The 24,819-nt window shown below is 39.7% G+C and carries 21 protein-coding genes and 1 riboswitch; of the genes, 9 read left to right on the plus strand and 12 right to left on the minus strand.

The features are described 5' to 3' along the window. Position 1 precedes the first annotated feature (1 nt). Entirely contained in the window at positions 2-205 is a 204-nt protein-coding gene (gene thiS / locus ACVWYN_RS07400; RefSeq protein WP_457288196.1) for a sulfur carrier protein ThiS, read from the minus strand. 56 nt (positions 206-261) lie between these two features. Continuing rightward, a riboswitch (TPP riboswitch) is annotated at positions 262-350 on the minus strand. Between the two features lie 192 nt (positions 351-542). On the opposite strand from thiS, the gene ACVWYN_RS07405 reads away from it, so the two are divergent. Further along, on the plus strand, positions 543-1,088 hold the full coding sequence (locus ACVWYN_RS07405; RefSeq protein ID WP_457288197.1) for a hypothetical protein: 546 nt from the start codon (positions 543-545) through the stop codon (positions 1,086-1,088). Positions 1,089-1,370: 282 nt separating this feature from the next. Here the strand turns inward: ACVWYN_RS07405 and ACVWYN_RS07410 are convergent, their stop codons facing one another. The 5 genes from ACVWYN_RS07410 to ACVWYN_RS07430 all read right to left on the minus strand — a co-directional run bounded on the left by ACVWYN_RS07410 (position 1,371) and on the right by ACVWYN_RS07430 (position 4,507). Continuing rightward, complete coding sequence (locus ACVWYN_RS07410) at positions 1,371-2,039, minus strand: hypothetical protein (protein ID WP_457288198.1); 669 nt, start codon at positions 2,037-2,039, stop codon at positions 1,371-1,373. A 2-nt stretch (positions 2,040-2,041) separates the two neighbouring features. After that, the gene (locus ACVWYN_RS07415; RefSeq protein WP_457288199.1) at positions 2,042-2,875 is read right to left on the minus strand and encodes a carboxypeptidase-like regulatory domain-containing protein; all 834 of its coding nucleotides are present in this window, start codon (positions 2,873-2,875) and stop codon (positions 2,042-2,044) included. An 85-nt stretch (positions 2,876-2,960) separates the two neighbouring features. Beyond that, positions 2,961-3,242, minus strand: coding sequence for a Txe/YoeB family addiction module toxin (locus ACVWYN_RS07420; RefSeq protein WP_457288200.1), 282 nt, complete (start codon positions 3,240-3,242; stop codon positions 2,961-2,963). Then, positions 3,224-3,472: a DUF2683 family protein gene (locus ACVWYN_RS07425; protein ID WP_457288201.1), complete on the minus strand. Its 249-nt coding sequence runs from the start codon at positions 3,470-3,472 to the stop codon at positions 3,224-3,226. Before ACVWYN_RS07425 ends, ACVWYN_RS07420 begins: the two co-directional genes overlap by 19 nt. 153 nt (positions 3,473-3,625) lie before the next feature. After that, complete coding sequence (locus ACVWYN_RS07430) at positions 3,626-4,507, minus strand: hypothetical protein (RefSeq protein WP_457288202.1); 882 nt, start codon at positions 4,505-4,507, stop codon at positions 3,626-3,628. A gap of 700 nt (positions 4,508-5,207) precedes the next feature. Here ACVWYN_RS07430 and ACVWYN_RS07435 point away from each other — a divergent pair. The 7 genes from ACVWYN_RS07435 (at position 5,208) to ACVWYN_RS07465 (ending at position 11,608) form a co-directional block, all read left to right on the plus strand. After that, on the plus strand, positions 5,208-5,378 hold the full coding sequence (locus ACVWYN_RS07435; RefSeq protein ID WP_457288203.1) for a hypothetical protein: 171 nt from the start codon (positions 5,208-5,210) through the stop codon (positions 5,376-5,378). A 206-nt stretch (positions 5,379-5,584) separates the two neighbouring features. Continuing rightward, positions 5,585-5,950 (plus strand): BlaI/MecI/CopY family transcriptional regulator, encoded by a 366-nt coding sequence (locus tag ACVWYN_RS07440; RefSeq protein ID WP_457288204.1) that lies wholly within the window; start codon positions 5,585-5,587, stop codon positions 5,948-5,950. 1 nt (position 5,951) lies between these two features. Further along, positions 5,952-7,799, plus strand: a complete 1,848-nt coding sequence (locus ACVWYN_RS07445; protein WP_457288205.1) for a M56 family metallopeptidase — start codon at positions 5,952-5,954, stop codon at positions 7,797-7,799. Between the two features lie 6 nt (positions 7,800-7,805). After that, positions 7,806-9,083, plus strand: coding sequence for a carboxypeptidase-like regulatory domain-containing protein (locus ACVWYN_RS07450; protein WP_457288206.1), 1,278 nt, complete (start codon positions 7,806-7,808; stop codon positions 9,081-9,083). 102 nt (positions 9,084-9,185) lie between these two features. Next, a complete protein-coding gene (locus tag ACVWYN_RS07455) occupies positions 9,186-10,382 on the plus strand; it encodes a metallophosphoesterase (protein WP_457288207.1) in 1,197 nt (398 codons plus the stop codon). A 48-nt stretch (positions 10,383-10,430) separates the two neighbouring features. After that, positions 10,431-11,165 (plus strand): CDP-alcohol phosphatidyltransferase family protein, encoded by a 735-nt coding sequence (locus ACVWYN_RS07460; protein WP_457288208.1) that lies wholly within the window; start codon positions 10,431-10,433, stop codon positions 11,163-11,165. Between the two features lie 14 nt (positions 11,166-11,179). Next, the gene (locus tag ACVWYN_RS07465; protein WP_457288209.1) at positions 11,180-11,608 is read left to right on the plus strand and encodes a GtrA family protein; all 429 of its coding nucleotides are present in this window, start codon (positions 11,180-11,182) and stop codon (positions 11,606-11,608) included. 30 nt (positions 11,609-11,638) lie between these two features. On the opposite strand, the gene ACVWYN_RS07470 is transcribed toward ACVWYN_RS07465, so the two are convergent. The 4 genes from ACVWYN_RS07470 to ACVWYN_RS07485 are packed head-to-tail and all read right to left on the minus strand — an operon-like array spanning position 11,639 to position 20,629. Then, entirely contained in the window at positions 11,639-13,636 is a 1,998-nt protein-coding gene (locus tag ACVWYN_RS07470) for a sialate O-acetylesterase (RefSeq protein ID WP_457288210.1), read from the minus strand. A 29-nt stretch (positions 13,637-13,665) separates the two neighbouring features. Further along, the gene (locus tag ACVWYN_RS07475) at positions 13,666-15,882 is read right to left on the minus strand and encodes an alpha-galactosidase (protein WP_457288211.1); all 2,217 of its coding nucleotides are present in this window, start codon (positions 15,880-15,882) and stop codon (positions 13,666-13,668) included. A gap of 56 nt (positions 15,883-15,938) precedes the next feature. Further along, complete coding sequence (locus tag ACVWYN_RS07480) at positions 15,939-19,259, minus strand: DUF5107 domain-containing protein (protein ID WP_457288212.1); 3,321 nt, start codon at positions 19,257-19,259, stop codon at positions 15,939-15,941. Between the two features lie 17 nt (positions 19,260-19,276). Next, complete coding sequence (locus ACVWYN_RS07485; RefSeq protein ID WP_457288213.1) at positions 19,277-20,629, minus strand: sugar porter family MFS transporter; 1,353 nt, start codon at positions 20,627-20,629, stop codon at positions 19,277-19,279. A 135-nt stretch (positions 20,630-20,764) separates the two neighbouring features. On the opposite strand from ACVWYN_RS07485, the gene ACVWYN_RS07490 reads away from it, so the two are divergent. Continuing rightward, positions 20,765-21,664: an AraC family transcriptional regulator gene (locus ACVWYN_RS07490; protein WP_457288214.1), complete on the plus strand. Its 900-nt coding sequence runs from the start codon at positions 20,765-20,767 to the stop codon at positions 21,662-21,664. 1 nt (position 21,665) lies between these two features. Here the strand turns inward: ACVWYN_RS07490 and ACVWYN_RS07495 are convergent, their stop codons facing one another. Together ACVWYN_RS07495 and ACVWYN_RS07500 are read right to left on the minus strand one after the other, a co-directional pair. After that, a complete protein-coding gene (locus ACVWYN_RS07495; protein WP_457288215.1) occupies positions 21,666-23,750 on the minus strand; it encodes a hypothetical protein in 2,085 nt (694 codons plus the stop codon). A 73-nt stretch (positions 23,751-23,823) separates the two neighbouring features. After that, positions 23,824-24,813, minus strand: coding sequence for a transglutaminase family protein (locus ACVWYN_RS07500; RefSeq protein ID WP_457288216.1), 990 nt, complete (start codon positions 24,811-24,813; stop codon positions 23,824-23,826). Positions 24,814-24,819 lie beyond the last annotated feature (6 nt).

Genomic DNA, 24,819 nt, shown 5'->3' on the forward strand with positions numbered 1-24,819 from the left:
TTTATCCGCCTTGGGTGGCTTTGATGATGGTGAGGTTATCACCAGGTTTTAGGAAATAGTTGGGCCAATTACTTTTAGTAATGATCTCTTGGTTAACGGCTGTAGCTATGCCATTTAATGGCAATACAAGGACTACATCAATTATTTGCTGTAATGAGCAAACTTCGGCAACGGAATACTTTTGTTGATTTACGGTAATCTCCATCCTGTTTAAATTTTAAACTATAGGAATGGACCCATTGGAGGATAGTTAAACAACAAGAATGTTGTTCTACTTTTCCCTTCGGCAGTACTAACTGCATCAGGTTCAAAGGGTATTTCTCAGCACAAGGGCACCCCTAAAGTTTTTTGTAAATATATAATAAAATAAAGCTAAATAAAAAATGGTCGATTTAAATCTTATGTTAGCTACATAAATCTTCATCCTGTCCCCCACACATTATCACACATAGCAATTCCATCAATCTGGTGGTGAGCAAGTAGTTCGAAGAAAATAGTGCTGCAAATGAACTTTCACCCTAACAAATAACTACTTTAGTTAAATGAACGCTTACGTAAAAACCTTCCTCTTAGTAACCGCTGTGCTTATTGGAAATACAGCTAGATCTCAAGACAATCATAAAAAAGTCATCACCGATAATCTTTTGGGCACCTGGATAGGTTTTTTCGTTCAAAGCGGTGGTAAAGCAGGATTAAACCGGCACGCCCAGCTAGTTTGGAGAATCCATAGGATTGATTCCATTAAAAGTCAGGTTGAACTTACTGATATGGGTCAAAATTTTACGGATGGTGTAGAAATTAAAAAGCCAATAAAATTAAAATACAATGGCACGTCCAAGGACAGCACCTTTGTTATTGAGTTTGAAAATAAAGGAGCTTACAAGACTTTTGCTTTCAAATTTGTAAGGAAAAAAGAAAATGATATGTTTTTGCTTAATGGCATTACGGCAGAGGAGAACAATGGCAATCATATAAATACAAGTTATTACTTAGTAAAAATCAGCGATGACACTTCTAAATATGTAAGACCTAAAAAGGGAAAAGAAGTAGTAGTGGCTATCGCAAGCCCTCCTCCTATTAAACCTTAAGGCCTAACTACTACCGCTTCCATCTGCCAACGAGAAATACATTCAGAAATATAAGGTGGAACATCGCTATCATTACCGCAAACATCAAATCGCCAAATGTTACTGCCCTTTTCAATGGCACCAAAAAAGCCAATGAAATATAGACTGTTATTACGGCTATGTTAATGCCAAAGGTCTTTACCAAATACCTCCAATTGGGCGAAGTGATAATTACACCTATTGGAAAAATTAGCAGCAGAATTAAGAATATTGGAAGGACGAAAAACATAATTAATTTTTAGGTTAATTAACTAGCATATGTGCTGATATTGACAGGTCAGTCATATAAGGCAAATTATGCGTGTACAACATCCATTTATGCTCAGGCGTCATCACCCATGCATCCGAAGTATGCTTATTATTTTTTACCATACCAATAAAGGGTTGATAAATCCGGTCGGATACCACATCATGCGTACCTTGTGCAGATCGATCAGGGTCATCAGTCATATTTCGCTGATTCCGCAAGTTGAACAACCATTCAATTCCAACGAAAAACGTTTTCCCCGGAATGATGATTTTTTCCTTGCTAAGATCAATCTTGATTAATGAGTTCGAGCTATTTCTTATCGTTAAAGGCTCGCTAATTAAAGATGCACCAGGCGAACCTGTTAAACTATCCACATCATAAATCCTGACAAGAAAGGTAGTGCTATCAGGTTCATCTGCTGCGGCGAATCCATCACGAAACGGTAAAATTGCTCTATACAAATCTACTTGCTGTAGTATACTTCCATTCTTATCAACGCTAAATTTTTGTGCTGCCTGAAGATAATTAAATTGCTCGGTTATTTTTTGAAAGCCAATATAAAAACGCACGCTATCCTTCTGGATCCTGTTTAGGGTTACTTTTTTCTGACCAAATGAGCTATGGGCAAAAAATAAAAGGCAAGCTAATAATAGAATTTTCATAATTAATTAACTACAATATTTATAGCAGGAACAGAATCTACATTTTCCCAGGTTGACCCGGGTTCTAATGATAACCTCCATCCTTCGTTTTGCCTTGCATCTCTAAGGCTAAGATACGGCTGGTACATGACAGTATAATAGGAGCACAATTTCCGCACGCCCTCTATATCTTTTTTGACCCTATGTGGAAAATACCGCTCATTATAAGGAATAGGCAGGGTTTCAATAACCACAAAGAATGGAGAAGTTACAATAGATATGTTATACTTCGAAACATTAACCCTGATTTTGGCATTATCCAGATCAGTTACCTCTATGGTATCCAGACATATTTTCTTCCCAGGACCTCTCGTAGCAGGATCCTCGTCGTAAATGCTAATCCTAAACTTTGTTTCTGAAGATTGGAGGTATTCAAGCCTTCTCATAATAATAATCTCTTTCAAATATTGATAAGAAGTTGGCATTTGGAATCTTTTGGCGACTTGAACACCCCAATTCCCTAACGAAAAATTATTGCTGATATCAAAATTTCCAATCTGCAACTCCCTTCGTTTGTTACTAATGTTCACTTCTTTTAGTGTTTTTATCTCCTCTTCCAGGTAAACTTTAAAGTGGGAGTCAAAGTCAATTATAGCAATCTTAATTTGCTTATACCCAACTCCTGCTATAAGTAAAGTATCATTTACATCCTTATTATTTAATATCAGCTTGAAGACTCCTTTTGAATCGGCTGGAGCGGCCTTGTTAGTATTCAGAAAGCTCACTGTAGCAAATGGAATAGCTTCCCTTGTTCTCTTATTGAACACCCTACCCGTAATCGTCTTTTGGGCATACATGCCAGTAAAAGATAATTGGAGGAGTATAAATAAATACTGCTGCAATACTCGTAAGCACCGCTGCAATACTGGAACGCAAAACCCGCTATTTATCTCCATAATGCCCTTTAGCTGAAAGGACAGTTACATTAACTTCCAAATCATTAATTCTATAAATAAGTCTATCTTTTTGATTTATACGGCGTGACCAAAATCCAGATAATTCATATTTAAGTTGTTCAGGGTTTCCGCTTCCTGTCGTCGGGTGTAATTCCAGTTCGACAAAAATTGCTTCTACTTTCTTAATATCAGCCTTATTTCCTGATCTGTAAAGGTCGGATAATTGTTTTTTTGCTTTATTTTGAATATCTAAAGAATATCTGACCATATATTCTTAGCATCATTGATCCTTGTCACTTCTCCCCTTTCAGCTGATTTTGAGGCTTCTAATATTTTTTTTACAAATTCCGGGCTATATCCCTCATCTTCTACCGCCTCAATTGGAACTATTGCAAAAGCCCTGCCCTCGCCGCGATTAACGATTACCTTTTCAGTATTCGCTATATCTGCGTACTTTCTGATATTCTTTCTAAATTCGCTAACGGTTATTGTTTTCATAAGTCAAATATACGAAATATTATGTACATGTATACGTACATGCTTTGCAATATTCCTGTGCACCGCCGCTATCGGCTACGGTAAGGATGAGGTATGCTATCGGTAAAAAACACCTTCCCAACACGGTTGTAATTGACTTGATTTCACAAACCACTAATCCACTTGCGGCGTAATATTTCCTTCATCATTACCTTCTTCCTCTGCACTTGCATCAACAGGTGGCATTAAATCCATTTTCCTTACTATACCCCACTCCTTGCCATAACTAGCTCCATTTTCATTTCTTACCGGTGGATCTACAAAAACTCCAGGATTATAATTTGACCCGATTATACAAGCCGGACTAAATGACTGGCTGTTGTAGTCCGTTCTTAAATCATCTTGCTTGCTATAGTATCTTAAACCCAAAGACACGGTGCATAAACAATCTTCCAATACATCATAAACAAACTCCCTAGAAGCCGAAATTGTATCTGTACTCTGTATGGTAAAACGCTCACTGTATGCATTCCTGGTAGAACGGCCAATCAGCGCAATCTGACTAACGTAAATTACAAATTCACAAACTGAAGCTGATTGCGGAAATTTTAAAGCAGTTGCTACCGCGAATTCTGGTATCGTTACCTTAAGCTTGTTGTTTTCCAGCACAACTTCAGGCTTTGCGAAAAAGCTATTGATCAACAATGATTTTACATTGAATTCAAATCCAACCAATCGCTCAAAGCTATCTGCCTCAAAATTGTAAATGCCTGTTTCCTTATCAAAGCATAACCATAAAGAATCCCTAACCGGTGTATTAAAACGATTCACTAAACCTGAGTCGTGGTTACTCCCGCCGTAACAAGACCCCAATTGCACCCTGATTTCTTTAGCCAGTACACTGCCCTGTCCAAACACTTTGCCCGACTTTCTACTTCCTTTTGACTGCTTATATGGCCTTGGCGCTGTTTGCACGATTACCATACCATCTCTACCCATGCGTTGCACAATTGGCCCCACCAGGCCTATAATGTTTTTACCTTTGTATCTTCCCATTGTCTTTTTTATCTTTGGTTAATTACCAATTTATTGGCAATCCTTTAATTCCACCCAACCTTTATTATTTACCAGTAGCCATGCCCTCGATATGCAGTCGGTTCAGGTTTTGTATGCGTGCGCATTCTGCGTGCACTGTCTCCGCCCTGAGTCCGCCTTTTTATAGTAAAAAGGCGGACTCAGGGCGGACTCATAGCGGACTCACCGCGGACGCACTGTGAATCTGACCCTAATGCTTATCCACTAAAACCCTAATCCTCCTTAATTGAATTCCGCCTATTTACCTCTTCTGCTCGGTAACTCGCCACAGTTACAATCGTATTGTTTAAAGATAATTAATATTTTTTATTAGGATGATATTTATGCAGAATAAAGTGGAAATTATGGCACGTAGTGTTCCATTTAAAAGGAGTCGCTATCGAAACGATGGGAATAAAACTTCTTTGGTTAATTCGACCTACAAATTAAATCGTTAGGCGATTGTAGGATTATATCTAGCTCGACTTTGATAAATCGTATCATGACAGATACGTTTTTAGCGTAAAAACGTATTATCTGCGATACGTTTTTAGATTTATTAGTTCCTGACTACAGCAAGTATACTGCGAATCGCCAATTTTCTTTTGAAACCTGCTTCTCTCCCTTAGTGTTTATAGCGATGTGTTGAGACCTGCATAACGAAAATAAATTAAGCTTGCTTATGAATTCTGTTTTTTCTCCAGTAATTATAACCAATGGCAAATACCGCAGCGACTATAATGCAAGAAACCAAATTGATGAGAAACGATTCCCGCATAAACACAAACGCAGTCTGGGAATAACTATCATCTTGAAAAAGATGATTACCATAAAACCTTTTCGGGAATTGTAGTAAAGAAGAAATTATGACGAGGGCAAAAAATAAAAGCGCAAATATTTTCATAGGGGTAAGTTAATTATTAAAAACTTATTTCATCCTTATCTTCCATAAAAACAGAATAACCTAACAACACTACTTAATCAGTTAATATGCAAGCATTTAATAATAAAACTTATTTTTAAGTTGTATAACTTAAAAATAAGTTTTAACTTTATGGTATGGAAGAATTGACCAAATCAGAAGAGCGGATTATGCAGGTTATCTGGAAACTAGGTAAAGTATTTGTAAAGGACATTATTGAAGCTATAGCGGAAGACCCAAAACCTCCATACAACACCGTATCTTCTACCGTGCGCCTTCTTGAAAAGAAAGGTTATGTGAATTATAAGGCCTACGGTAAAACTTATGAATATTTTGCAGCAATAAGTAAAGAACAGTATACCAAGACTACCTTCAACAAATTATTTTCAGGTTATTTCGACAACTCTCCCACAAGCCTGCTTTCCTTTATGGTAAAGGAAAAAAACCTTAGTAAAAAAGACATAGAAGAACTGCAAAATCTAATAAACAAAAACGCTAAATAATATGGAATTACTTATTTATTTACTCAAGGTAAGTGCTTGTCTGGTGATATTTTATGGCTTTTATCACCTCTTTTTAAGAAAACTTACATTTTTTTCGGTCAACCGCATTTACCTGCTTGGCACATTAATCGTCAGTATGGTTATCCCTTCCATTGAGTTTCAAATACAGGGTTCAGGTTATCAGTCTGTACCACCCATAGAAACAAGTATATATGCAGGCAAATCTGATCAAGGTCAACAAGTTACAATTTCCAGTAATTCGATCAGTATCAATGTCGAGGAAGAAAAATTGTCAAATCTGCAAAACTGGGATTGGGAAAAAATAATCATTGGCATATACTGGGTAGTTGCTATCGGTATGGTTTTATCAATCCTGTTCCAGCTGCTGCGGGTTTTGTGGTATGCGAGGCATATAGACCAGAGAATGGGTAAGCTTCAAATTATTTATAAATCGGAAGGCTTTACCGATTGTTCATTTTGGAACTATGTATTTGTAGACCAACACGATAGGAGTGATGAAGAAATTTCTCAAATTATTAAGCATGAAAGTGTTCATGTCATGTGTGCTCACTCTGTAGACAAGCTCATTATCAGCTTATTCAAAGCCATGTTATGGTTTAATCCCATCATCTATTTTTATAATTATGCAATGGAACAGGCACATGAATATGAGGCCGATAAACGAACTTCTTCGGAAATTGGCAACACTGTGTATGCAAGCTTACTACTTTCTATGGCGGTTAAAAATAGTAATCCGGCAATGGTACATAGCTTTGTGAAACATCCAATTAAAGAAAGGATACAAATGCTTTTCTCTAATGAGTCAAAGAATATCAAAAAGCTAATGTATGTAGCTGTTTTACCTATTGCAATTGTACTTTTATGTACATTTTGCGTCCAGGTGGTTTATGCAAAAATGCCAGAGATTATACCTGCAGGGGTATTAGATTTGACAAAGGAGGACAATAATATTCTGGACCCTGCTTTACCACAAAATGAGATTAAAGTAAAAAAAGTATTGCTTAAGCAACATCCAACCGATTCATTGTTGATGATTGATTACGCTCCAATAGAGAAAGTATTGGAGGTAACTATCGATGGAAAAACTTATGATAAGGCTATTCTTTATAAAATAAGTCCGAGATGTGTGGATTACAATCAAACAATTTTTAGGGATGGAAAACTTATGCTTACTACAACCAATAAAGAGATTTTCAATGCAACAGAAATAGATCGGTATAATAAAATAACCTTCAATAAATCTGATGCTACAAGAAAATTCTATGTTCGAAGTACCTTAAAAAATCAAGATGGTAGCAACTATGATTGGATTCAAATAAAATTGAATGGGGTGAGCAAGAGCGGCGGTGGTGTAGCCTTGAAAAGGGGTGCGGAAGTAGTGTTAATAATTGACGGTAAACGCTATAACGAAAGTGTATTAAAGACCGTAGGAAATGAGAAATATGCTAAAGGTTATTGGATAAGTTTCTCGGGTGGTCCGGCTATTGCTGAGCAGTATGGAAAAAGATATGACTCAAAGATCGAGCTCAAAAGAGCAATCCCGCCTCGTCAGGATGCAGTAAATATGCCCCTATCTTTTATTGCGAGAGATTCTGTTACAACTTCATTCGACAAAACAATTGTTCACCTCTACGGCGCTGCAACGATAAAATATCAATACAACACAATTACAGCGGATGAAGTTGTGTATAATACAAAAGATATGACCGGCTTAGCGAAGGTAGCTTCAATGTCTAACGCTCAATCTGGCGCGAATAGTATGGTTGCAGATTCTATTAAATTTGATTTAAGGAACTTTAAATTCAATCTCTTCGGCTTAAAAAAATAACAAGGAATGGGTAAAAGGAACGATGTTAAGTGCTGCAACAATTCTTCTATGCGAGCATTAATAATTGCATTCTTGCTATTCCTGCATTCTTCAGAATTATTTGCACAGCAGCCGGAAATTCAAATATCAGGTGTGATAATAGATGCTCAGACCAAAAAAACACTACCGGGAGCAAGTGTATACATGGACCAAACTACAAAGGGCACAACTACTAATGAAAAAGGAGAATTTGTTTTAAACGTTCCTGCGGGCAACTATAAATTAGTGGTGTCTTACGTTGGTTATAAAGTTTTGGCGTTACCGCTTAGCGGGTCAAGCAACCCAGTATTGCGACTGGAATTGCAACCTTCGGAAAAATCCCTTGATGAGGTAACTATCACTGCAGATTCTAATTGGGAGGAATATTTTCTTCTTTTTAGAATATTCTTTTTAGGAAGAACTGGTACACAAAGCACAATTGTAAATCCAAAAGTATTGTCTTTTAAATACAGTAAGTCTTACGTATTAACTGCAGAAGCGAACAATACATTAATCATTGAAAATCAACTATTTGGATATAAAATTTATTACGATTTGACTTACTTTTCTCATCTCGCGGGAAGGACATCTTACACAGGCTACACGCGCTTCGAACAGATGGTTCCTAAAGACAAAAAGGAACAGGATAAATGGACTGCTAATAGAGAAAATGCTTACTACGGTTCTTTAGCGCATTTTTTGCAGGCATTAGCTAATCATCAGCTTAAACAGGAAGGTTATGTTGTAAAAATACTCGAAAAAACAGTAACGGCTCCCGCAAATCACCCTGTTTTAAAGCGCTGGCAGGGGGATGAACATAAGGCTCCTGATACTATAGTAACCATGAGGTGGAACGGAATGGACTACTCGCCGCAAGACACCACAGTACTGACAAATGAGGAGAAAAATAATACCAACAAATGGGGAACTAAAGCAGGATTTAATATATTATATCCAGGAGAGGCACCTTATAAATACATTCTGAAACCATCTCCATTTGAAGGCAATTCAATTATCTCTTTCCCTCACTCCTTGTTTATTACCTACAAGAAGAAAAAAAGTTTAACAGACTTCTGGGGTTATGGTGCTGCTTACAGGCCGTCATTTATTACTTCTATTATCACCATGTTAAAAACACAAACATTATTAGATGGTAATGGGAACCTATCAGATCCGAATTCTTTGATAAATGAAGGGTATTGGGCTGCATTTAGGGTAGCAAACCAATTGCCAGTAGATTATGTGCCAATTCATTTGAGCAATTAATCTTTTCGCCAACCATTCCGTTAACATCGCATTGTCAAATTGTATTGGCTCATAGCAACTTTGTAAAACCAACTGCTACTTTTGACCGATTTATAAAATCAAATGAAAAGAAGAATCAGTCTGTTACCGCTCCTCATTATATTATTGCTGTTTTTTGGAAATAATCAATACGTGTTATCCGGCCTGCAGGTCGTGGTACCAAATCCAATTGTTCCCTACCTATTTTGGATTTTTATAGCCATCGCAACAGGATTGCTTATTTACGGCATTCTTAGTATCCAGACGCGGGGGATGGGTAGACTGTTTAAATTTTCAACCCATTTATTCCTAATACTGTTTACTGCAGAAGTGGTGTTTGCCATAGTACTCTTATTGGGTGATGCATACCGGCTAATTATTGGAGCTCCAAGGAGCGCACTTTGGATTTATTTCGACTTGGTATTACTTGTATTAGTGGTGCTCACCTTTATTTATGGCATGGTAAGAGGTAAATATGCTTACAGGGTGATCAAACATACCTTATATTTTGACGACCTCCCTCCTGCTTTTGATGGCTTTACCATTACGCAAATCTCTGATATACATTCTGGCAGTTTCAGCAACCCAAAAGCGGTACAACGGGGCATAGACATGATTAAGGCTCAAAACTCTGATCTCTTTGTATTTACAGGCGATCTGGTAAACAACAAAGCGGAAGAAATAAAGCCCTGGATCAGTTATTTTAACCAGGTAAAAGCTCCTTTTGGACAGTACTCCATTTTAGGTAATCATGATTATGGCGATTATGTAAAGTGGGATAACGACCTGATAAAACGTGGCAATTTGCAACAGCTAAAGGCCTACCACGCAGAGTTAGGTTATAAATTGCTCTTGGATGAGCATGTGGAATTGCATAAAGACGGACAAAAGATCATACTGGCCGGGGTAGAGAACTGGGGACTAGGCTTTGGCGAGCGCGGCGATTTGCCAAAGGCGATGAAAGGAACTGATCCTGCAGATTTTAAGGTATTGCTTTCTCATGATCCTACCCATTGGGAGGCACAGGTTAAAAAATCTCCGTCAAAGATCCAGCTTACGCTTTCCGGTCATACGCATGGCATGCAGTTCGGCATTGAAGCCTTCGGAATTAAGTGGAGTCCGGTAAAATATCGCTATGCGCATTGGGCGGGTATAACTGGCACTGATGGCATTTATTTAAACATCAATAGGGGTTTTGGCTTTCTCGGTTTTTCTGGTCGCGTTGGTATATGGCCCGAAATAACTGTTATTGAATTGAAAACCACCGTTGGAATAAGTTAAAATACATACTTTTGTAACGCAGTTAAACAGCAGAACAGAAACATCAGAATGGAAGATAATATATTGAGCGATATTGGTGCAACCCCAGATGCTGATCATGGAACGATAACCAGAATATTTCAGGATAGAAAAAGAACAAATATTCTAAGTACTGTTGAACAGGCCACCATTTCTTATCTCGTTAAAAAAGTTCCTGATTATATTTCTTCAAATGCGCTGACTGTAATTGGCACCATAGGTTCCTTTATTGTATTGCTAAGCTTTATTCTGGCAACTTATTTAGACAGGTCTTACTTGCTATTGGGTGTAGCCGGCCTTGCTATAAACTGGCTGGGCGATTCTTTGGACGGCCGTATTGCTTATTTCAGAAACATCCCCAGAAAGTGGTTTGGGTTTTCTCTGGACATCATTATGGATTGGATTGGAACTGTCCTGATAGGTTTGGGCTATATGGTTTACGCGGGTAACCAGTATGAACTTATCGCTTTTGTATTTGTGGTGCTTTACGGTTGGGCAATGATCATCTCGCAGCTGCGCTACAAAATTACCGATATTTACAGCATAGATTCTGGCTTGGTAGGACCTACTGAAGTGAGGGTGATCCTGGCCATTATCATTACCATAGAAGCAATACATCCCCACCTGATAGAATATTTTGCAGCAGGCATGTGTATTACCCTGTTCATCATTAATATTTTAGACACCAGAAAGCTATTAAAGCTTGGGGATATCCGTGATGTAGCAGAGCGCGCAGAAAAATTAGCAAAGAAGAACAGCGCTTAAAAGCAACCTGCTTAATGAATAAGAATAACGCCATTTTTGTATTTATCAAAGCCCAGCTCTCTGCCTTTATAGGGGGGATTGTTGATTACAGCGTAATGATATTCTGCACAGAAATTCTTCACATCCATTACACCATTTCTATTGGTATTGGCGGCGTAATTGGTGCCATCCTTAATTTTTGCGTTAACCGTTACTGGACTTTCAATGCAGATAAAGCAAACAAGGCCCCTGTAGGAGCCCAACTTGTTAAATTCGTATTTGTAGTTGCCGGAAGCATTTTATTAAAGAGTTCTGGTACGTTTTTGTTTACCAGCTGGCTAAAGATCAATTACAAATTTAGCCGCATCATTGTTGATATTATTGTTTCTCTTGGTTTTAACTATACGCTTCAAACGTATTGGGTTTTCAAGAAAAAACCGCTAACAGATCTGTCAGCGGTTTAAGTACTTCTTCATTTTTGTTTACTAACTTCTTTATTTTTTTGGCGCAGTGCTATCAGGCCAGCCATCTGTTTTAAATGGTGATGCGGGAAGGTCTGCTCCGTCTACCAGGTTACATACCGGATTATTCGCCCATGCGTAACGTACAGATACTGGATTTGCAACATCCGGACTGCTTACTACAACCTGGTTACCCTTGATAGTAGCGGTTGCCCAATGGAACTTCTGATCTGCACCTGCGATAGCAAAGCCTGTTAAAGGACTCCCGCCTCTGGCTTTTAAGCCGCTTTCTATACCTGTAAAGTTCAATACCATAGTTTTACCCACCTTTACAGAAGATTTGTATACAGGGCCGCTATATGGGATTTTTAATCCATAGTTTTTAGCAAGGGCAATTAATGCTAACCTGCGACCAACCTCTTGTTTGTTTTTAGGGTGAATGTCTGGCCCCTCGCCAATGTCAATTGCCACTGCCATTCCAGTATTTGGTAACGACAAGGTTTGTCGTTGTGCGTCCCTTAGTTCAGCCCATGCAGATGGCACCGGCTCAGCTTCTACCTTCATAAAATTGGCCAGTTGTACAAAATAGAATGGAAAATTTGGTTGTTTCCAGCTTTTTCTCCAGTCTTCTATCATTTTAGGGAACAATGTGCGGTATTGATTGGCACGGTCTGCATTGCTCTCTCCCTGGTACCAGATGGCTCCTTTTATAGGGAAGTTTAAGTAAGGATTGATCATTGCATTGTAAAGAACAGTAGTGCGGTTAGGCCCTTCACTAGATGCTGGCATTGGCGCAACATCTTTAAAGTTAACACCAACGTTGTACTTCCAGGCTCCTGCTAAAGATTGGCTGTCTCCAGCTGCTGAAGAAACCGTAAGCACATTATCGCCACCATAAAGTCCACCACCACCGCCTGTATCAGTTACACGTATGGAAATGGTTAACGGCCCTTCTTTTACCTGCGCAGCAGGAACGGTATATACTCTTTTATTGCTGTAACCAATGGTTTCGCCCACTTTAACACCATTTACAAAAGTAATGTCGTTATCGTCAATTACGCCCAGGTTTAACTTTAACTCTTTACCTGCCCATGCAGCTGGTATGGTTATCGTTTTACGGAACCATACAATACCATCAAAATTTGGCAATCCGCTTTCTTCCCAACTTACTGGTAAGGTCATTGTTTTCCAGGAGGAATCATCCAAAGCGGCCGCCGACCAGCCTAGGCCTCCTGCTTTGAAACCTGCATCAGTTGCATTGACCATAGTATTCCAGGTAGCCATTTGTACTTCCATAGATAAACCGCCATTTCCTTTAGCTGCATTTTCTATTTTGTTAACCGCAGCCACAAAATCAGGCATGGTTTTCAGCGTAGCGGCACTTGTCCAGGCTTCGGCTATTGTACCGCCCCAGCTGGTGTGGATTAGACCTACAGGAATACCTGTTTTCTTAAATATCTCCCGCGCAAAGAAATAAGCCACAGACGAGAATTCAGGTATACTTTCTGGCGAACATACCTTCCAGCCACCTGCCCAAACCTTAGCTTCTGCCAATGGCGAATTGCTGGTTACTTTATCGCCTTGCAACAACCTGATTTTTGGATAATTTGCATTTTTAACCTCTTCTTGGTAGTTGTTGATCTTGCCCCATCCTGCAACTGACATTTCCATGTTAGACTGTCCAGAACATACCCATACCTCTCCTAAAAGGATGTTATTGAGGGTGGTTACATCTCCATCACTAATGGTTACGGTGTATGGTCCGCCGTAGGCGGGTGTTGGAATGGTTACCATAAATTTACCATCCGTACCAGCAACCGCTGATACTGCTGCTTTAGACCAGCTTGCCGTTACTTTTACAGTCTTTCCGGCATCAGTACTGCCCCATATACGGGCGGCAGATTTTTGCTGGAAGACCATATTGTCGCTAAAGATAGAAGGCAAGGTAACTTTGGCCTGCAAAGAACCGGCAAAAAATACCGATGCAAGCAGGAGCCCGCCTTTTAAACTTTTAATACTATTAATGTTCATACTTGTTATAATTTGTAATTATAAACTTACTATTTTATTTCGTCTATCTGCAATACCACGCTGGTTCTTCCAGAATTAACTTCAGGATTAAAGCCCACCGTCATCAGGAAATTACCACTATAGCTTTTTGAGCCATTAATAGAAGAATGTGAACCAGGCATCAAATTTATCTCTTTAAGCGTATATTTTTTAGCAGGATCAAGACCTTTAAGAAGTATAGGGAATTTACTACCCTCATCATACCTGTTGTTAACCAGGTAATTGAATATTACGCCATTGGTCTTTGCTTCATTAAGATACAAGATGGAAGCTACACTGCCTTCGCGAGGATTGGCCAAGCGGTATTGATCGCCCTGCCAAATAATAGGCTTTAATACATTGTAGTTCTTTATGGCATCCTGAACATATTTAAGGTCATTTTCAGGTAGTTTACTCACTACAATATCAAAACCCAGCTTACCCATCATTGCAACATCTGTACGGAATTTTATAGGCTGTTTACCCCAGTCGGTAACGTGGTTTGAACTGCTGATGGCCGGATAGAAGTAAGAATATTCCCACTGGATAAAAATACGTTCCAATGGCTCTGTATTATCGCTCGGCCAAAATTCAGTAAAGTATTTTAGGGCGGCATAATCAACCCTACCGCCACCGCCAGAGCATAGCATCATTGGCACAGTTGGGTATTTGGCACGAATCTTTTCCAACACTTTATACAAACCACGCATGTATTCAATATAAAAGTGATTCTGATTTTTTAAGTAAGAGGAATAGGCATTATAGATTACCGCATTACAATCCCACTTGATATAGGCTAATGAGGGGTTTTTAGTAAACAGATCATCAACCACGCCAAACACAAAGTCCTGTACTTTTGGATTGCTCAGATCAAGCACCAGTTGGTTTCTGAAATAATATTCTTCTCGCTTGTTCTCTTTAATCACCCAGTCTGGATGTTTCTCATACAACTCGCTTTTAGGATTAACCATTTCAGGCTCTATCCAGATACCAAACTTTACACCGTTGCTTTCCGCTTCTTTAACCAATGAAGAAATTCCATTAGGTAATTTAGTTTTGTTTTCTGCCCAATCGCCCAGTCCTGCTCCATCACCATTACGTGGATATTTGTTGGCAAACCATCCATCATCAAGAAGAAATAGGTCTACACCAAGTTTTTTGGTATCCTTCAATAGTTCGGCAAGTTTGCTTTCGTTGAAGTCAAAATAGGTTGATTCCCAGTTGTTCAATAAGTTTAACCTACTGCCTTTACCGTCAAGCAGCCTGTAGTTACGGGCCCAGGATTGTAGTTTCCTGCTGGCAGTACCTTTTCCTGTGGTAGAAAGCATGTATAAAAACGCAGGGGTAGTAAATTCTTCGTTAGGTTTTAAGCTATATTCAGATGCATAATTGTTAATCCCTGAAATGATCTTCAAGTTATTCTGGTAATCAAGTTCTATATCGGTTTTAAAGTTTCCGCTGTATTCTAGAGCGCCATAAAGTACTGTACCTTCATCTTCTGTAGCGGGTTTATCCATAGATATCATGATTACCGATGGCATAAAAAGATTGGCACGTGTACCTAGTTTGGTGTCTATCGTTTTAATGCCGTGGGTGATCTTACTTTCTTCTGGCTGCATCTCCTTAGCCCAGTCGCCATGGTACTGATTTAACCAGAAACCTCCGGAAGATTTTAGGTATAAATTCGCAGAAGCGTATTTTTTTAAGGCTATTTCACCTCTTTCTTTATGCTTAATTACACTCCATTGTTCTACTACATCTTCTTTTGCATATGTTTTATAGTATAGTGTTACCGTAAAATCGTATACAGGGTCCTTTAGAATAATGGCAGTAAGCGATACATTATCGTCTATCCGGGTTGTGTTGTGACTCACGTATTTTAAGTCGAGCGAGTTATTGCCATCCGCATGGGTTACTGAAATGGCGGGTTCCAGCAGGTTTCTTGAACCTGAAGTGGTATAGGCCGAGCTCAGCTGACCAGTATAATCGCTAGTTTGTTTATAGGTACCAGGAATTTGTCCATACTCTGCAGCATTGGCCAGCTTTTTACCGAAGTAAATGGTACCCAGATGTTTTGAGGCATCCGTTTGCAATACCAAAGCGTTGCTGCTGGTTTCAATAGGAATGTTTACTATTTGTGCCTGTACTCCGGTGGATACCAAGATAAGGCTTAAGGAAAAAGCAGACAGATAACTGATGCTTTTTAATAATGATCGTTCAAATTTCATTGTGGTTGTGCTTAGGCTAACTCCAAATTTAGGGTAATGACTTTACTTTTTATCTATCAATTTGGCATATTAATGTGGGTATTTGCCCCGACATGCTCGGGATCTAGCGACAATACCTCATTAAAAGCTGCAATTGCTTTTGTTGTGTTTTTTAACCCCAGGTATCCCAATCCTTGAATAAATTGGCAATGTGCTTTATTTCTTAGATTCAAATCGTCTTCAAAAATAAGCAGGTTGGGTAGCGATACTGCAAAATAATCAACAATGATTACATCATTTAGGTGCTGGATACCGTAGTTGACCAGTTTGTTAAAAATGGCTTCTGCTTGTTCTGGCCAACCTAATTCCTGATAGGCTAAACCCTGGTAAAAGATTTTGTCTGGCTGCTGATCGTTGTAAAACATGGCGGCAGATGGCTCGTCTAAACCTACGGTAGCCTGTTCAAAGTACAGCTTTGCTTTTTCAGGATCTTCTTTCGCTTGCCAGGCTTTGCCCAACCAGTATTGGATATCATTCTCCTGAGCGCCATAGAGTTTTCCTTCGCCAAGATTGTGCGGGTAAACCTGAGCTCGTTCCAGTAGGCCGATTGCTTCTTCAAATTCCTGATTTGCCAAATGTGCTTTAGCGATTTCGATAAGGCTAAATAGGTATTGCCCCGAAGCTTTGCCTTCCCCGCCTTCCCATGGATGGAATTGTCTGATGCTGATCCAGTCTAATGCTTGCTGGTAATTGCCGGTAAAGTTAAGCAGGGAAACGTACTCCAGGTACAGGTCATCTCGTTGCATCAAGGTATTCATATGCTTTTCCAGGAAGACTTTCCTTTCTTCCGGAGTTCTCAACAAGCGCTTATAAAGTTGATCCAGCTCCATCAGGATCCGGGCATCTGTATTATCCAACTCAAAGGCGGCTTCATAAAGTTGAAGCGCTTTATCTGCTGCTCCCTTTTTATTATAACAAGCAATACCCAGGTTTCTTAAGGCCGTTGGAAATTCAGGGTCCAGTTGCACAGCCATCTCCCAAAACTTAATGGCATCATCATACTGACGCTTGTCGTAATATATATTACCCAAATAATAAGGTGCTTTAGCATCCTCCGGATTTAACTTCATTGCCAGCATAAACAGCTTTATTTCTTCCAATCGGTTTGGAAAGCAAAGGTAAGACGGTGCTAATGCTGCCAGTTTAAAGTTTGTTAGCGCTTCTTCCTTTTCGCCAAGTTCTAATTGGAACCACCCTGCATAGTAATGTAAAAGCGGGTTGTTCGGATTTAAAAGGATTGCCTGATTGATTAGTCCGACTGCTTCCTCAAATAAACCCGAGGCTGCGTAATCATTCGCATAGGCGATGAAATTTTGCGCGTAGCCTCTTGACAGTTCTATTAACTGGTTCAAAGAGCCCTTGCTTTGCTCCTCATGACCAGCAGTATTATGCGTTAAGTGTAATTCGTATATTGCACCCAGGTTAAAAGGATCACGTTGCAGTGCATAGTTGGAAACTTCTACCGCTTTGTTTAGAAAACCTGAATGCCTTAATGCTACAGCTTTAACCACGTAAGCCTGGCTGTTGTTGGCATTATTGTCTATTGCCTGACCGATATGCTCCAGAGCGAGTTCATAATCGCCACGCGATAGGTCTATCTGTGCTACAGCAAAAAACCCACTGTCTTGATAGGCCCTTCCCCAGGTTGCCTTGTAAAATACTTTATAGGCTTCTTCCTGCTTGTCCTGATATTTTAAACAAAGCCCAAGATTGTAATAAACTTCGGTATCGCATGGATTGGGGTTACGCTGGGTAATGGTTTCAATCGCCCTGCGGAAATATTGCTCACTTTTAGCGAACTGACCTCTCCTTAAATACCATAAACCGAGCGCATTGTTACACCTGCAGTCTTTTGCATCACGCTTTAATGCTTCTTCATAATAAGGCACCGGACTATAAGTTGCATGGCGATATTGTTCCAGGTGCTGGGCAGTTAAAAAGAGTTGTTCATTGTTTTCGGTTTCCTGCGGACTAACAGCAGGCTTTGCCGCCACTGGCATTTCGTTTTGTTTGTTCTTTGCGGGCTCGTAACGGATCAGCTCTTTGCCATTAGCAGCATTAATGATCAGCAGCAGTTCATTTTCATTGATTTGATCATCGACCGTTAATTCTTTAACGAATACTTCTTTTGGATCAATGGTAATCTGTTGCGAGAACAGTTCTGTTCCTTTATAAGAAAGCTGGAGCTGCACATCTTTTTGAACCGAGGTGACATAAATTTTTAGCACCAGACTAAAAGCAGATTTATCTAACGCGATAAGGATATCCTTTGTGGCGTTTTTAATTACACCAAGCTCCTTATAGGGCATAAAATATTGCGTGAAAGACTTCTCCTCATTAGGCAACAGCCAGGTAAAATCAGGCTGATTATCGGTAAACATACCCGTCATCAGTTCAATATATGGTCCGTCTTCATCAGTCAGGTTCCTGTCCCACGCCTGTCCGAAATCGCTATGCCCCCAGGTCCACTGCTTTTTTCCTGGTGATACATGGTGATTGGCTACGTGTAGTAATCCGCCTTGTGTATCGTGCTCATACCCCCCCACAAAATCATATTCAGAATTGATGGCCATGTAGGAAGTAGGCACCGGGATATTTATATACCTAGAGATATCAGTACCCGGCGAATAATCAACCTTATAGTAAGTGCCCGTTGCGATTGGGAAGGTAGACACATCTCTTTTACCATGATCAAAAACGGCATTGACATCAGGCGGGAAGACCGACTGATAGTGATCATTCACTTTAACAGCTGGATTGGCCCACCATAAAAAGGTTTGAGGAAGACCAGACCTATTGAGCAGTTTGGCTTTGATTTCAATATAGGCTTTATCAGGGTATAAAGTAAAACCTGCCAGCCCTTTGGTATGAAACATTTGTTCAATTTCGTTTACCCAAATGGTCTTACTGCCGTCTGCATTCTCCTCTATTTTATAATCGATCGGATCAAATGTACTGGGACGGTGGTGCTGTGGCCAGTTGAATTCTATACCCCCAGAGATCCAGGGGCCAGTTAAACCAACTAATGCAGGTTTAATTACCTGGTTATAATAGATAAAATGCCTTTCTTTGATTTTGTCGTAAGCCATTTGAATGCGCCCGCCCAGTTCAGGCAGGATCATAATTTTCAGGTATTCATTTTCAAGAAAAAGAGCTTTGTATTCTTTTTCTTCCTTCTCGTCATATATTTTCTCTATGACTGGATGGGGATATACTACCCCACTGCTGCCCTGGTAGATCCTCTTTTCAAAAAACATCGGGTTTTTATCTGGCTTACCAATTCCGTATGTGGGGATCACTACTGTCTCTGCCCAAACGTTAACGTACGCTTTACTCATTTTACGGGGTATTATGATTAATGTCTTACCAGGTTATCTTCCAATTCTTCCAATGTTTTGCCTTTTGTTTCCTTCACTTTCCGCAGCACGAATAAAAAACCGAAGAAGCAAATTACCGCGTACAAGTAGAAAGGACCGTAAGTACCGAGCTTCTGTGCCAGTATTGGAAAAGTAAATACCAGAATGAAATACGCAGCCCAAAGTGATACGATGGCTACTGAAGAGGCTACGCCTCTGATCTTGTTAGGAAAGATTTCTGAGATCAACACCCAGGTTACTGGTGCAAGTGATATGGCATACATGCTGATTGCCAGCAACACAAATATGGAGACCATGCCTAGAGGGTAATGATTTTGAAGCATAAAGGCCAGGATTATATATACAATTGATAGACCCAATGATCCGATGAGCATTAAAGGCCTGCGGCCAAGCTTATCTACCTGCCACATGGCCAGGATGGTAAAGACCAGGTTGACTACACCGATAGTTACGGTTTCAAAAAGCTGCCTGTCCAGGTTCGCCCCTACAGATTCAAAGATGGTAGATGTATAATTGAATACCACATTTATACCGCAGAACTGTTGGAACACCGCAAGGGTAATGCCTACCATCACAGCAGGGCGCACGCTTTTTTCGAACACCGCTTTATAGGTTTGCTTTTTGTTGCCAACCAGTGATTTCTCAATGGCGATAAGGGTATTGTCGACAAAAGATTCTGATCCTATTTTATTAAGCACTTGTTTAGCCTTTTCCTTCTGACCGTCTTTTAACAACCAACGCGGACTTTCGGGCAGCCAGATTACACCAACAAGAAAGATGACTGAGGGTACAACGCCTAAACCGAACATCCACCTCCAGGCATCCGGACCAGTGTCTGCCAAAAAGTAATTAACCAGATTGGTTACCAAAATACCGATCACTACAGTAAGCTGATTAATAGCCACGTTACGGCCCCTTACTTTTGCAGGTGAAACTTCAGCAATATACATAGGACATAGCATGGAAGCCATGCCTACACCAATGCCTGCCGCAAAGCGCATCACTACAAAAAAGGATAAACCTGATGAAAATGCAATACCTATGGAGGAGATTGCAAAGATAATTGCCGCTAACATTAAGCCGGGTTTCCTTCCATACCTATCAGCTAGTTTACCTGCTAACAGGCAACCTACTATACAACCTAAAGCAAGGGAGCCTGTTAGAAAGCCTTCCCACCAGGCATCTAACATAAACTGGGTTCGCAAGAAAGGTAAGGCACCAGATATCACTGCAAAGTCGAATCCGAATAGGTAGCCACCCAATGCCGATATAAAAGATATACCAATGATATAAGCACTGTTAAAAGTTTCTGGTTGTTTGATCATCTCCATATTTGGTTAGTAGGTTGATGGTGTAAACTTATTGCATCTATACCCTTTTTTAAATGGATAAAGCGAATAAAAACATGGACTATTTTACCCAAAGGTAATTTAGCTATATTTACCGCACAAGCACTACGGAAAGCGATGGAAAACAATCTCCTTAATAAGAAGAAAGCAATAAAGGAAGGATTTGTAGGTCAGCGTATGATAGTACTTCCTCCTAACATTAAGCGAAAAATTACCACAAATCCCCTGAGCAGACATTTTTACCTAACGGCGATTGGTTACTATCCAAAAGCGGTGAATCACGATAGGATCAGGAAATCAGGAAGCAACCAATATATCCTAATTTATTGTGCTGAAGGAGCTGGCAAAATCCATTTAGGTGGTGAAACATTTGAACTATATCCTAACACTTATTTTATAATCCCTAAAAACACGCCCCATCGGTACCACAGCTCCGCAGAAAATCCATGGAGCATATACTGGCTTCATTATATGGGAGATTTGGCTGAAGTACTATTTGAGCGCTTTACAGAAAATGGCAAACCCAACGTACAAGGAGTTCCTTATGAAGAGCAACGCCTCTTATTGTTTGACCAAATCTATGCTTTACTGGAACATGGGGTTAGTGAGAAAGCACTTGAAAAAATGAACTTAAACCTGCTTCATTTTGTATCATCAATGATTTACCACAGAGAGGCTAACCCTGCTGTTTACAACATTGACCTGACAAGTAAAAGCATTACTTTTATGAAAAGCAATCTTGGCAAGAAATTGGAAATTGATGATTTCGCAAAACAGCAGTGTATTTCAGTTTCTCATTACTCCAGGCTTTTTAAGGAAAAGACTGGTTCATCACCTATCAATTACTTCAACCAGCTTAAGATTCAAAAGGCTTGTCAGCATTTGTATTTTACTGACAAAAGCATTAAAGAGATTTGTGTAGAACTGGGCTTTGATGACCAGTATTATTTCTCTAGGTTATTTAGCAAAATCATTGGCAGCTCACCCTCCGTATACAAAAAACGGCATAAGCGTTAGATTATTTGCTAATATAGAAAGTCTGACTGAAAGCACCATTTGCAGCAATGTCCCATGCTTCTACCCTTAACCATTTGCAACCAGCAAGTTTAGTTTTAAACTGAAATAGCTTGTCTCCAAATGCCTTAGTATCTTTCAGGTCAATTTGATCGCGGTATACTTTGGTACCATCTCCTGAAATCACTTCTATAAAATTTAATGGGAATGTCCAATTGAGTTTGATTTTTATATCAGCTGAACCTGAAGCATCCAGTTTTATAGTTTCTCCCGATGTCATACCATTTACAGTTAGCAGCGGCATCAAAACCTCTCCTGTAGTAGAGAAGAATTTTCCTTTTTGCATAGCGGTAAGTACAGGTTGCCAGCCATCTTTATAGTCTGGCAGCTTATCCATCATCAGGTAATTTACGTTGAGGTGGGCATACATCTCGTTTTCTGGCGTGATACTAAAAAGATCAGCCTCAGTAATTACTGTCTTTTTCTCTCCCCAATTGTTCATATCATCCAGCAGGTCCAATACCCTTTTCCCTAACCTTGGCTGCGAAAGATCGGCAGGCATGGCTTTCCAGGCAGCGCCCATGAAGCGGTCTGACTTAAAGAAGGCTTCTTCCTTGTAAACATCCGGTGCGTTAACTGATCCTTTGGTACGTGCATGGGCGGTCCATGCCAATCCAGCTTCCAGTTCCAGTAGTTTAAGCATGTCATTTTTATCACCAACATGGTAGATCTTACCATAAACCGGGTGGTTCTCTACCAGCGGCACGCCTTGTTTGCGCGACATGATCCAATATACTTCTTTAGGAAAAAACTCCAGCCAATGGCCTCCAAAGAATTCATTAGGTTCCTCACCAGGCAATAACAGAAACTGGTTATCCGAATATTTCCGGCACATTTCGAATAGCTTCTTAAGCTCCAATAAACGAATTTCATCTGGCCCTTGAGGGTGTGCAGTATAATGGAACTCTGCCAGGTGGACAATATCAATACCTGTGTTTTTGAAAACCTTTACAAAGTCAGGAACTGCTGGTAATTCCTTATTGGCCATCATTACCTTCATCACAAACTCATTATGAAAATGGCTGGACATCGTTTTATATCCCGGTAGTTTTACATAGCTATCGTTATGCGTAAATTTCTTGATCTCGGTAAATGTCTCAGAATCAATGCCTGCACCGAAGTAGCAAAAGAAATTTAGTCGTTGTTTGGTTTCAGGTGGCGCATTAAACCATGGAACGAAGCGGTTATCGCCCTTTAAGTCTTGACGTATCCCAATTCCATAACCATCAACCATTTTTCGGTACTGATTACCGCGCCAGGTGAACTTAAGATTGAAAGCCTCATCTAAAGGATAGAAATACTGATGTGGTGCAGGAAATATGGCCAGCGTACCCGCTGCTCCACTTGCAGCAATTGCACGATATTTTACCGCGATATTGGTAGCTGTATCAGCAGGATTGGCAGGATCAATCACAATTTCATTATCTGTATTGATCCAGGAGATATTTTTCCATCCTGATTTCTTATCTACCAGCCCTGCATCATAAACTATGGCAGTGGCATCCTCTGTTGTACTCACAACAGCCGCAACATTGAACATAGGGCTGCCATTATAAAATGTCAACTCTAAATTGCCTGCAAAACGATCGGCATGAAGGGATGATATGGTAACTACAGTTCTGCTACCGATAGACACTACCTTAGCCGCTGTTTTCTCTAATAGGATTGGAAAAGTTTTGAAAGGCTTTGATGGAACTTTGTCAAAAAATATGTTCCATCCATTCTGTGAGACCAGGTCGCGCTTACCAATGCTCAACAGAAATGTTGGGTCAATATTACTTGAAATAACTTTATACGCCGCTTTAGATCCTATTGAAATGGTTTGAAAAAGTGGCTGGCCGGCCTGCATGTTGAGTGAGACCTGTCCATAGCTACCATGACCAGCAGGCCATCTTAACTCGAGCACATTTCCTCTTGCAGTAAAACTAGCTTCACCTTTACGATTGAATTGTGCTGTATTGACTTTGACCTGGGCAGATAACATCCCTGAACACAAAAAGAACAGGATTGTAGGGAATAAATATTTCATACTTGGCTAATAAGAACCCCTAACATACAATTTTTTAGTAATTCTTAAAGCAATCAAAGTCAATAATTACTCATTACTGCTGTTGTTGTTGCTGCTGTTGTTCTGAAACCAACTCCATATAACGCTGATAACTGTTCTTTAAAGGCAAGTTTACATTTGGCTTTATATAATTAACCTCTTTTGGCTGGAAATAGGTTTCGGTTTCAAAATCATCATCATCCCCATATCCTACAGAAACATTGACTTCCAGCACATGACTTAAACCGCCTTTATAAACTCCTTTAACCGGAGAGCAATCACTAAAATCACGGCCAACCGCAAGTCTCACATGCTTCTCATTGGCGATGCAATTATTTGTAGGGTCAAGTCCCAACCATCCATAATCAGGAAGGTAGGCTTCTGCCCAGGCATGTGTTGCACCCTCACCACGCATCCCATCCTTATTCGGACAAATGTATCCACTTACATACCGTGCAGGAATACCAACAAATCGTAGCATAGTGGTTAATAAGTGTGCAAAATCCTGACACACGCCTGCTTTTAAACCAATAATCTCATCAATAGTAGAATCAACCGTAGTTACCCCCTTTATATAAGTGTAATGAGAAAATACATAACTACAGAATTTAACGGCCACTTTATACGGAGTATCTTCTTGATTCTTCATCTGTAGACAAGCATTCAGAAGGATTTCGGCACTATCAAACTGGCTTTGTTTTAGATAATCAAGAAAATCCACTTCATTTTTAACATTTTCAAGTATATTCCACTGCTCTTTAACAAAAATATCATCCTGTGGCAAAGGCTTGGCTATTGTTTCAACATAGATTTTTGAATAGATTTTAAGCTGTGTATGCGGCTCAGTTTGAGTAAAAACACCTACTTCATTACCATAGTAATCCAAAAAAATATCTACATCAGGAGTGTTTGAAATATTAAGATCATGCAGAATTACTTTCTGAAAATCATCTTTAATAGGAAAAAGTATGATCTGGTTTGCACTATCGCGAATAGGCGATTCGTACTTGTAATTTGTGATATGTTTAATTTTAAATACTGGCATTTCGGA

Source organism: Pedobacter sp. UYP24 (genome assembly GCF_054057295.1).

What these genes read in the sequence shown, in the direction of transcription:
- ACVWYN_RS07490 (WP_457288214.1), top strand. Translation starts at nt 20,765, where the DNA reads ATGGAAAACAATCTCCTTAATAAGAAGAAAGCAATAAAGGAAGGATTT.
- ACVWYN_RS07410 (WP_457288198.1), bottom strand. Translation starts at nt 2,039, where the DNA reads ATGAAAATTCTATTATTAGCTTGCCTTTTATTTTTTGCCCATAGCTCA.
- ACVWYN_RS07500 (WP_457288216.1), bottom strand. Translation starts at nt 24,813, where the DNA reads ATGCCAGTATTTAAAATTAAACATATCACAAATTACAAGTACGAATCG.
- ACVWYN_RS07470 (WP_457288210.1), bottom strand. Translation starts at nt 13,636, where the DNA reads ATGAACATTAATAGTATTAAAAGTTTAAAAGGCGGGCTCCTGCTTGCA.
- ACVWYN_RS07480 (WP_457288212.1), bottom strand. Translation starts at nt 19,259, where the DNA reads ATGAGTAAAGCGTACGTTAACGTTTGGGCAGAGACAGTAGTGATCCCC.
- ACVWYN_RS07465 (WP_457288209.1), top strand. Translation starts at nt 11,180, where the DNA reads ATGAATAAGAATAACGCCATTTTTGTATTTATCAAAGCCCAGCTCTCT.
- ACVWYN_RS07475 (WP_457288211.1), bottom strand. Translation starts at nt 15,882, where the DNA reads ATGAAATTTGAACGATCATTATTAAAAAGCATCAGTTATCTGTCTGCT.
- ACVWYN_RS07460 (WP_457288208.1), top strand. Translation starts at nt 10,431, where the DNA reads ATGGAAGATAATATATTGAGCGATATTGGTGCAACCCCAGATGCTGAT.
- ACVWYN_RS07435 (WP_457288203.1), top strand. Translation starts at nt 5,208, where the DNA reads ATGAATTCTGTTTTTTCTCCAGTAATTATAACCAATGGCAAATACCGC.
- ACVWYN_RS07425 (WP_457288201.1), bottom strand. Translation starts at nt 3,472, where the DNA reads ATGAAAACAATAACCGTTAGCGAATTTAGAAAGAATATCAGAAAGTAC.
- ACVWYN_RS07415 (WP_457288199.1), bottom strand. Translation starts at nt 2,875, where the DNA reads ATGTATGCCCAAAAGACGATTACGGGTAGGGTGTTCAATAAGAGAACA.
- ACVWYN_RS07405 (WP_457288197.1), top strand. Translation starts at nt 543, where the DNA reads ATGAACGCTTACGTAAAAACCTTCCTCTTAGTAACCGCTGTGCTTATT.
- ACVWYN_RS07440 (WP_457288204.1), top strand. Translation starts at nt 5,585, where the DNA reads ATGGAAGAATTGACCAAATCAGAAGAGCGGATTATGCAGGTTATCTGG.
- ACVWYN_RS07430 (WP_457288202.1), bottom strand. Translation starts at nt 4,507, where the DNA reads ATGGGAAGATACAAAGGTAAAAACATTATAGGCCTGGTGGGGCCAATT.
- thiS (WP_457288196.1), bottom strand. Translation starts at nt 205, where the DNA reads ATGGAGATTACCGTAAATCAACAAAAGTATTCCGTTGCCGAAGTTTGC.
- ACVWYN_RS07420 (WP_457288200.1), bottom strand. Translation starts at nt 3,242, where the DNA reads ATGGTCAGATATTCTTTAGATATTCAAAATAAAGCAAAAAAACAATTA.
- ACVWYN_RS07450 (WP_457288206.1), top strand. Translation starts at nt 7,806, where the DNA reads ATGGGTAAAAGGAACGATGTTAAGTGCTGCAACAATTCTTCTATGCGA.
- ACVWYN_RS07485 (WP_457288213.1), bottom strand. Translation starts at nt 20,629, where the DNA reads ATGGAGATGATCAAACAACCAGAAACTTTTAACAGTGCTTATATCATT.
- ACVWYN_RS07495 (WP_457288215.1), bottom strand. Translation starts at nt 23,750, where the DNA reads ATGAAATATTTATTCCCTACAATCCTGTTCTTTTTGTGTTCAGGGATG.
- ACVWYN_RS07445 (WP_457288205.1), top strand. Translation starts at nt 5,952, where the DNA reads ATGGAATTACTTATTTATTTACTCAAGGTAAGTGCTTGTCTGGTGATA.
- ACVWYN_RS07455 (WP_457288207.1), top strand. Translation starts at nt 9,186, where the DNA reads ATGAAAAGAAGAATCAGTCTGTTACCGCTCCTCATTATATTATTGCTG.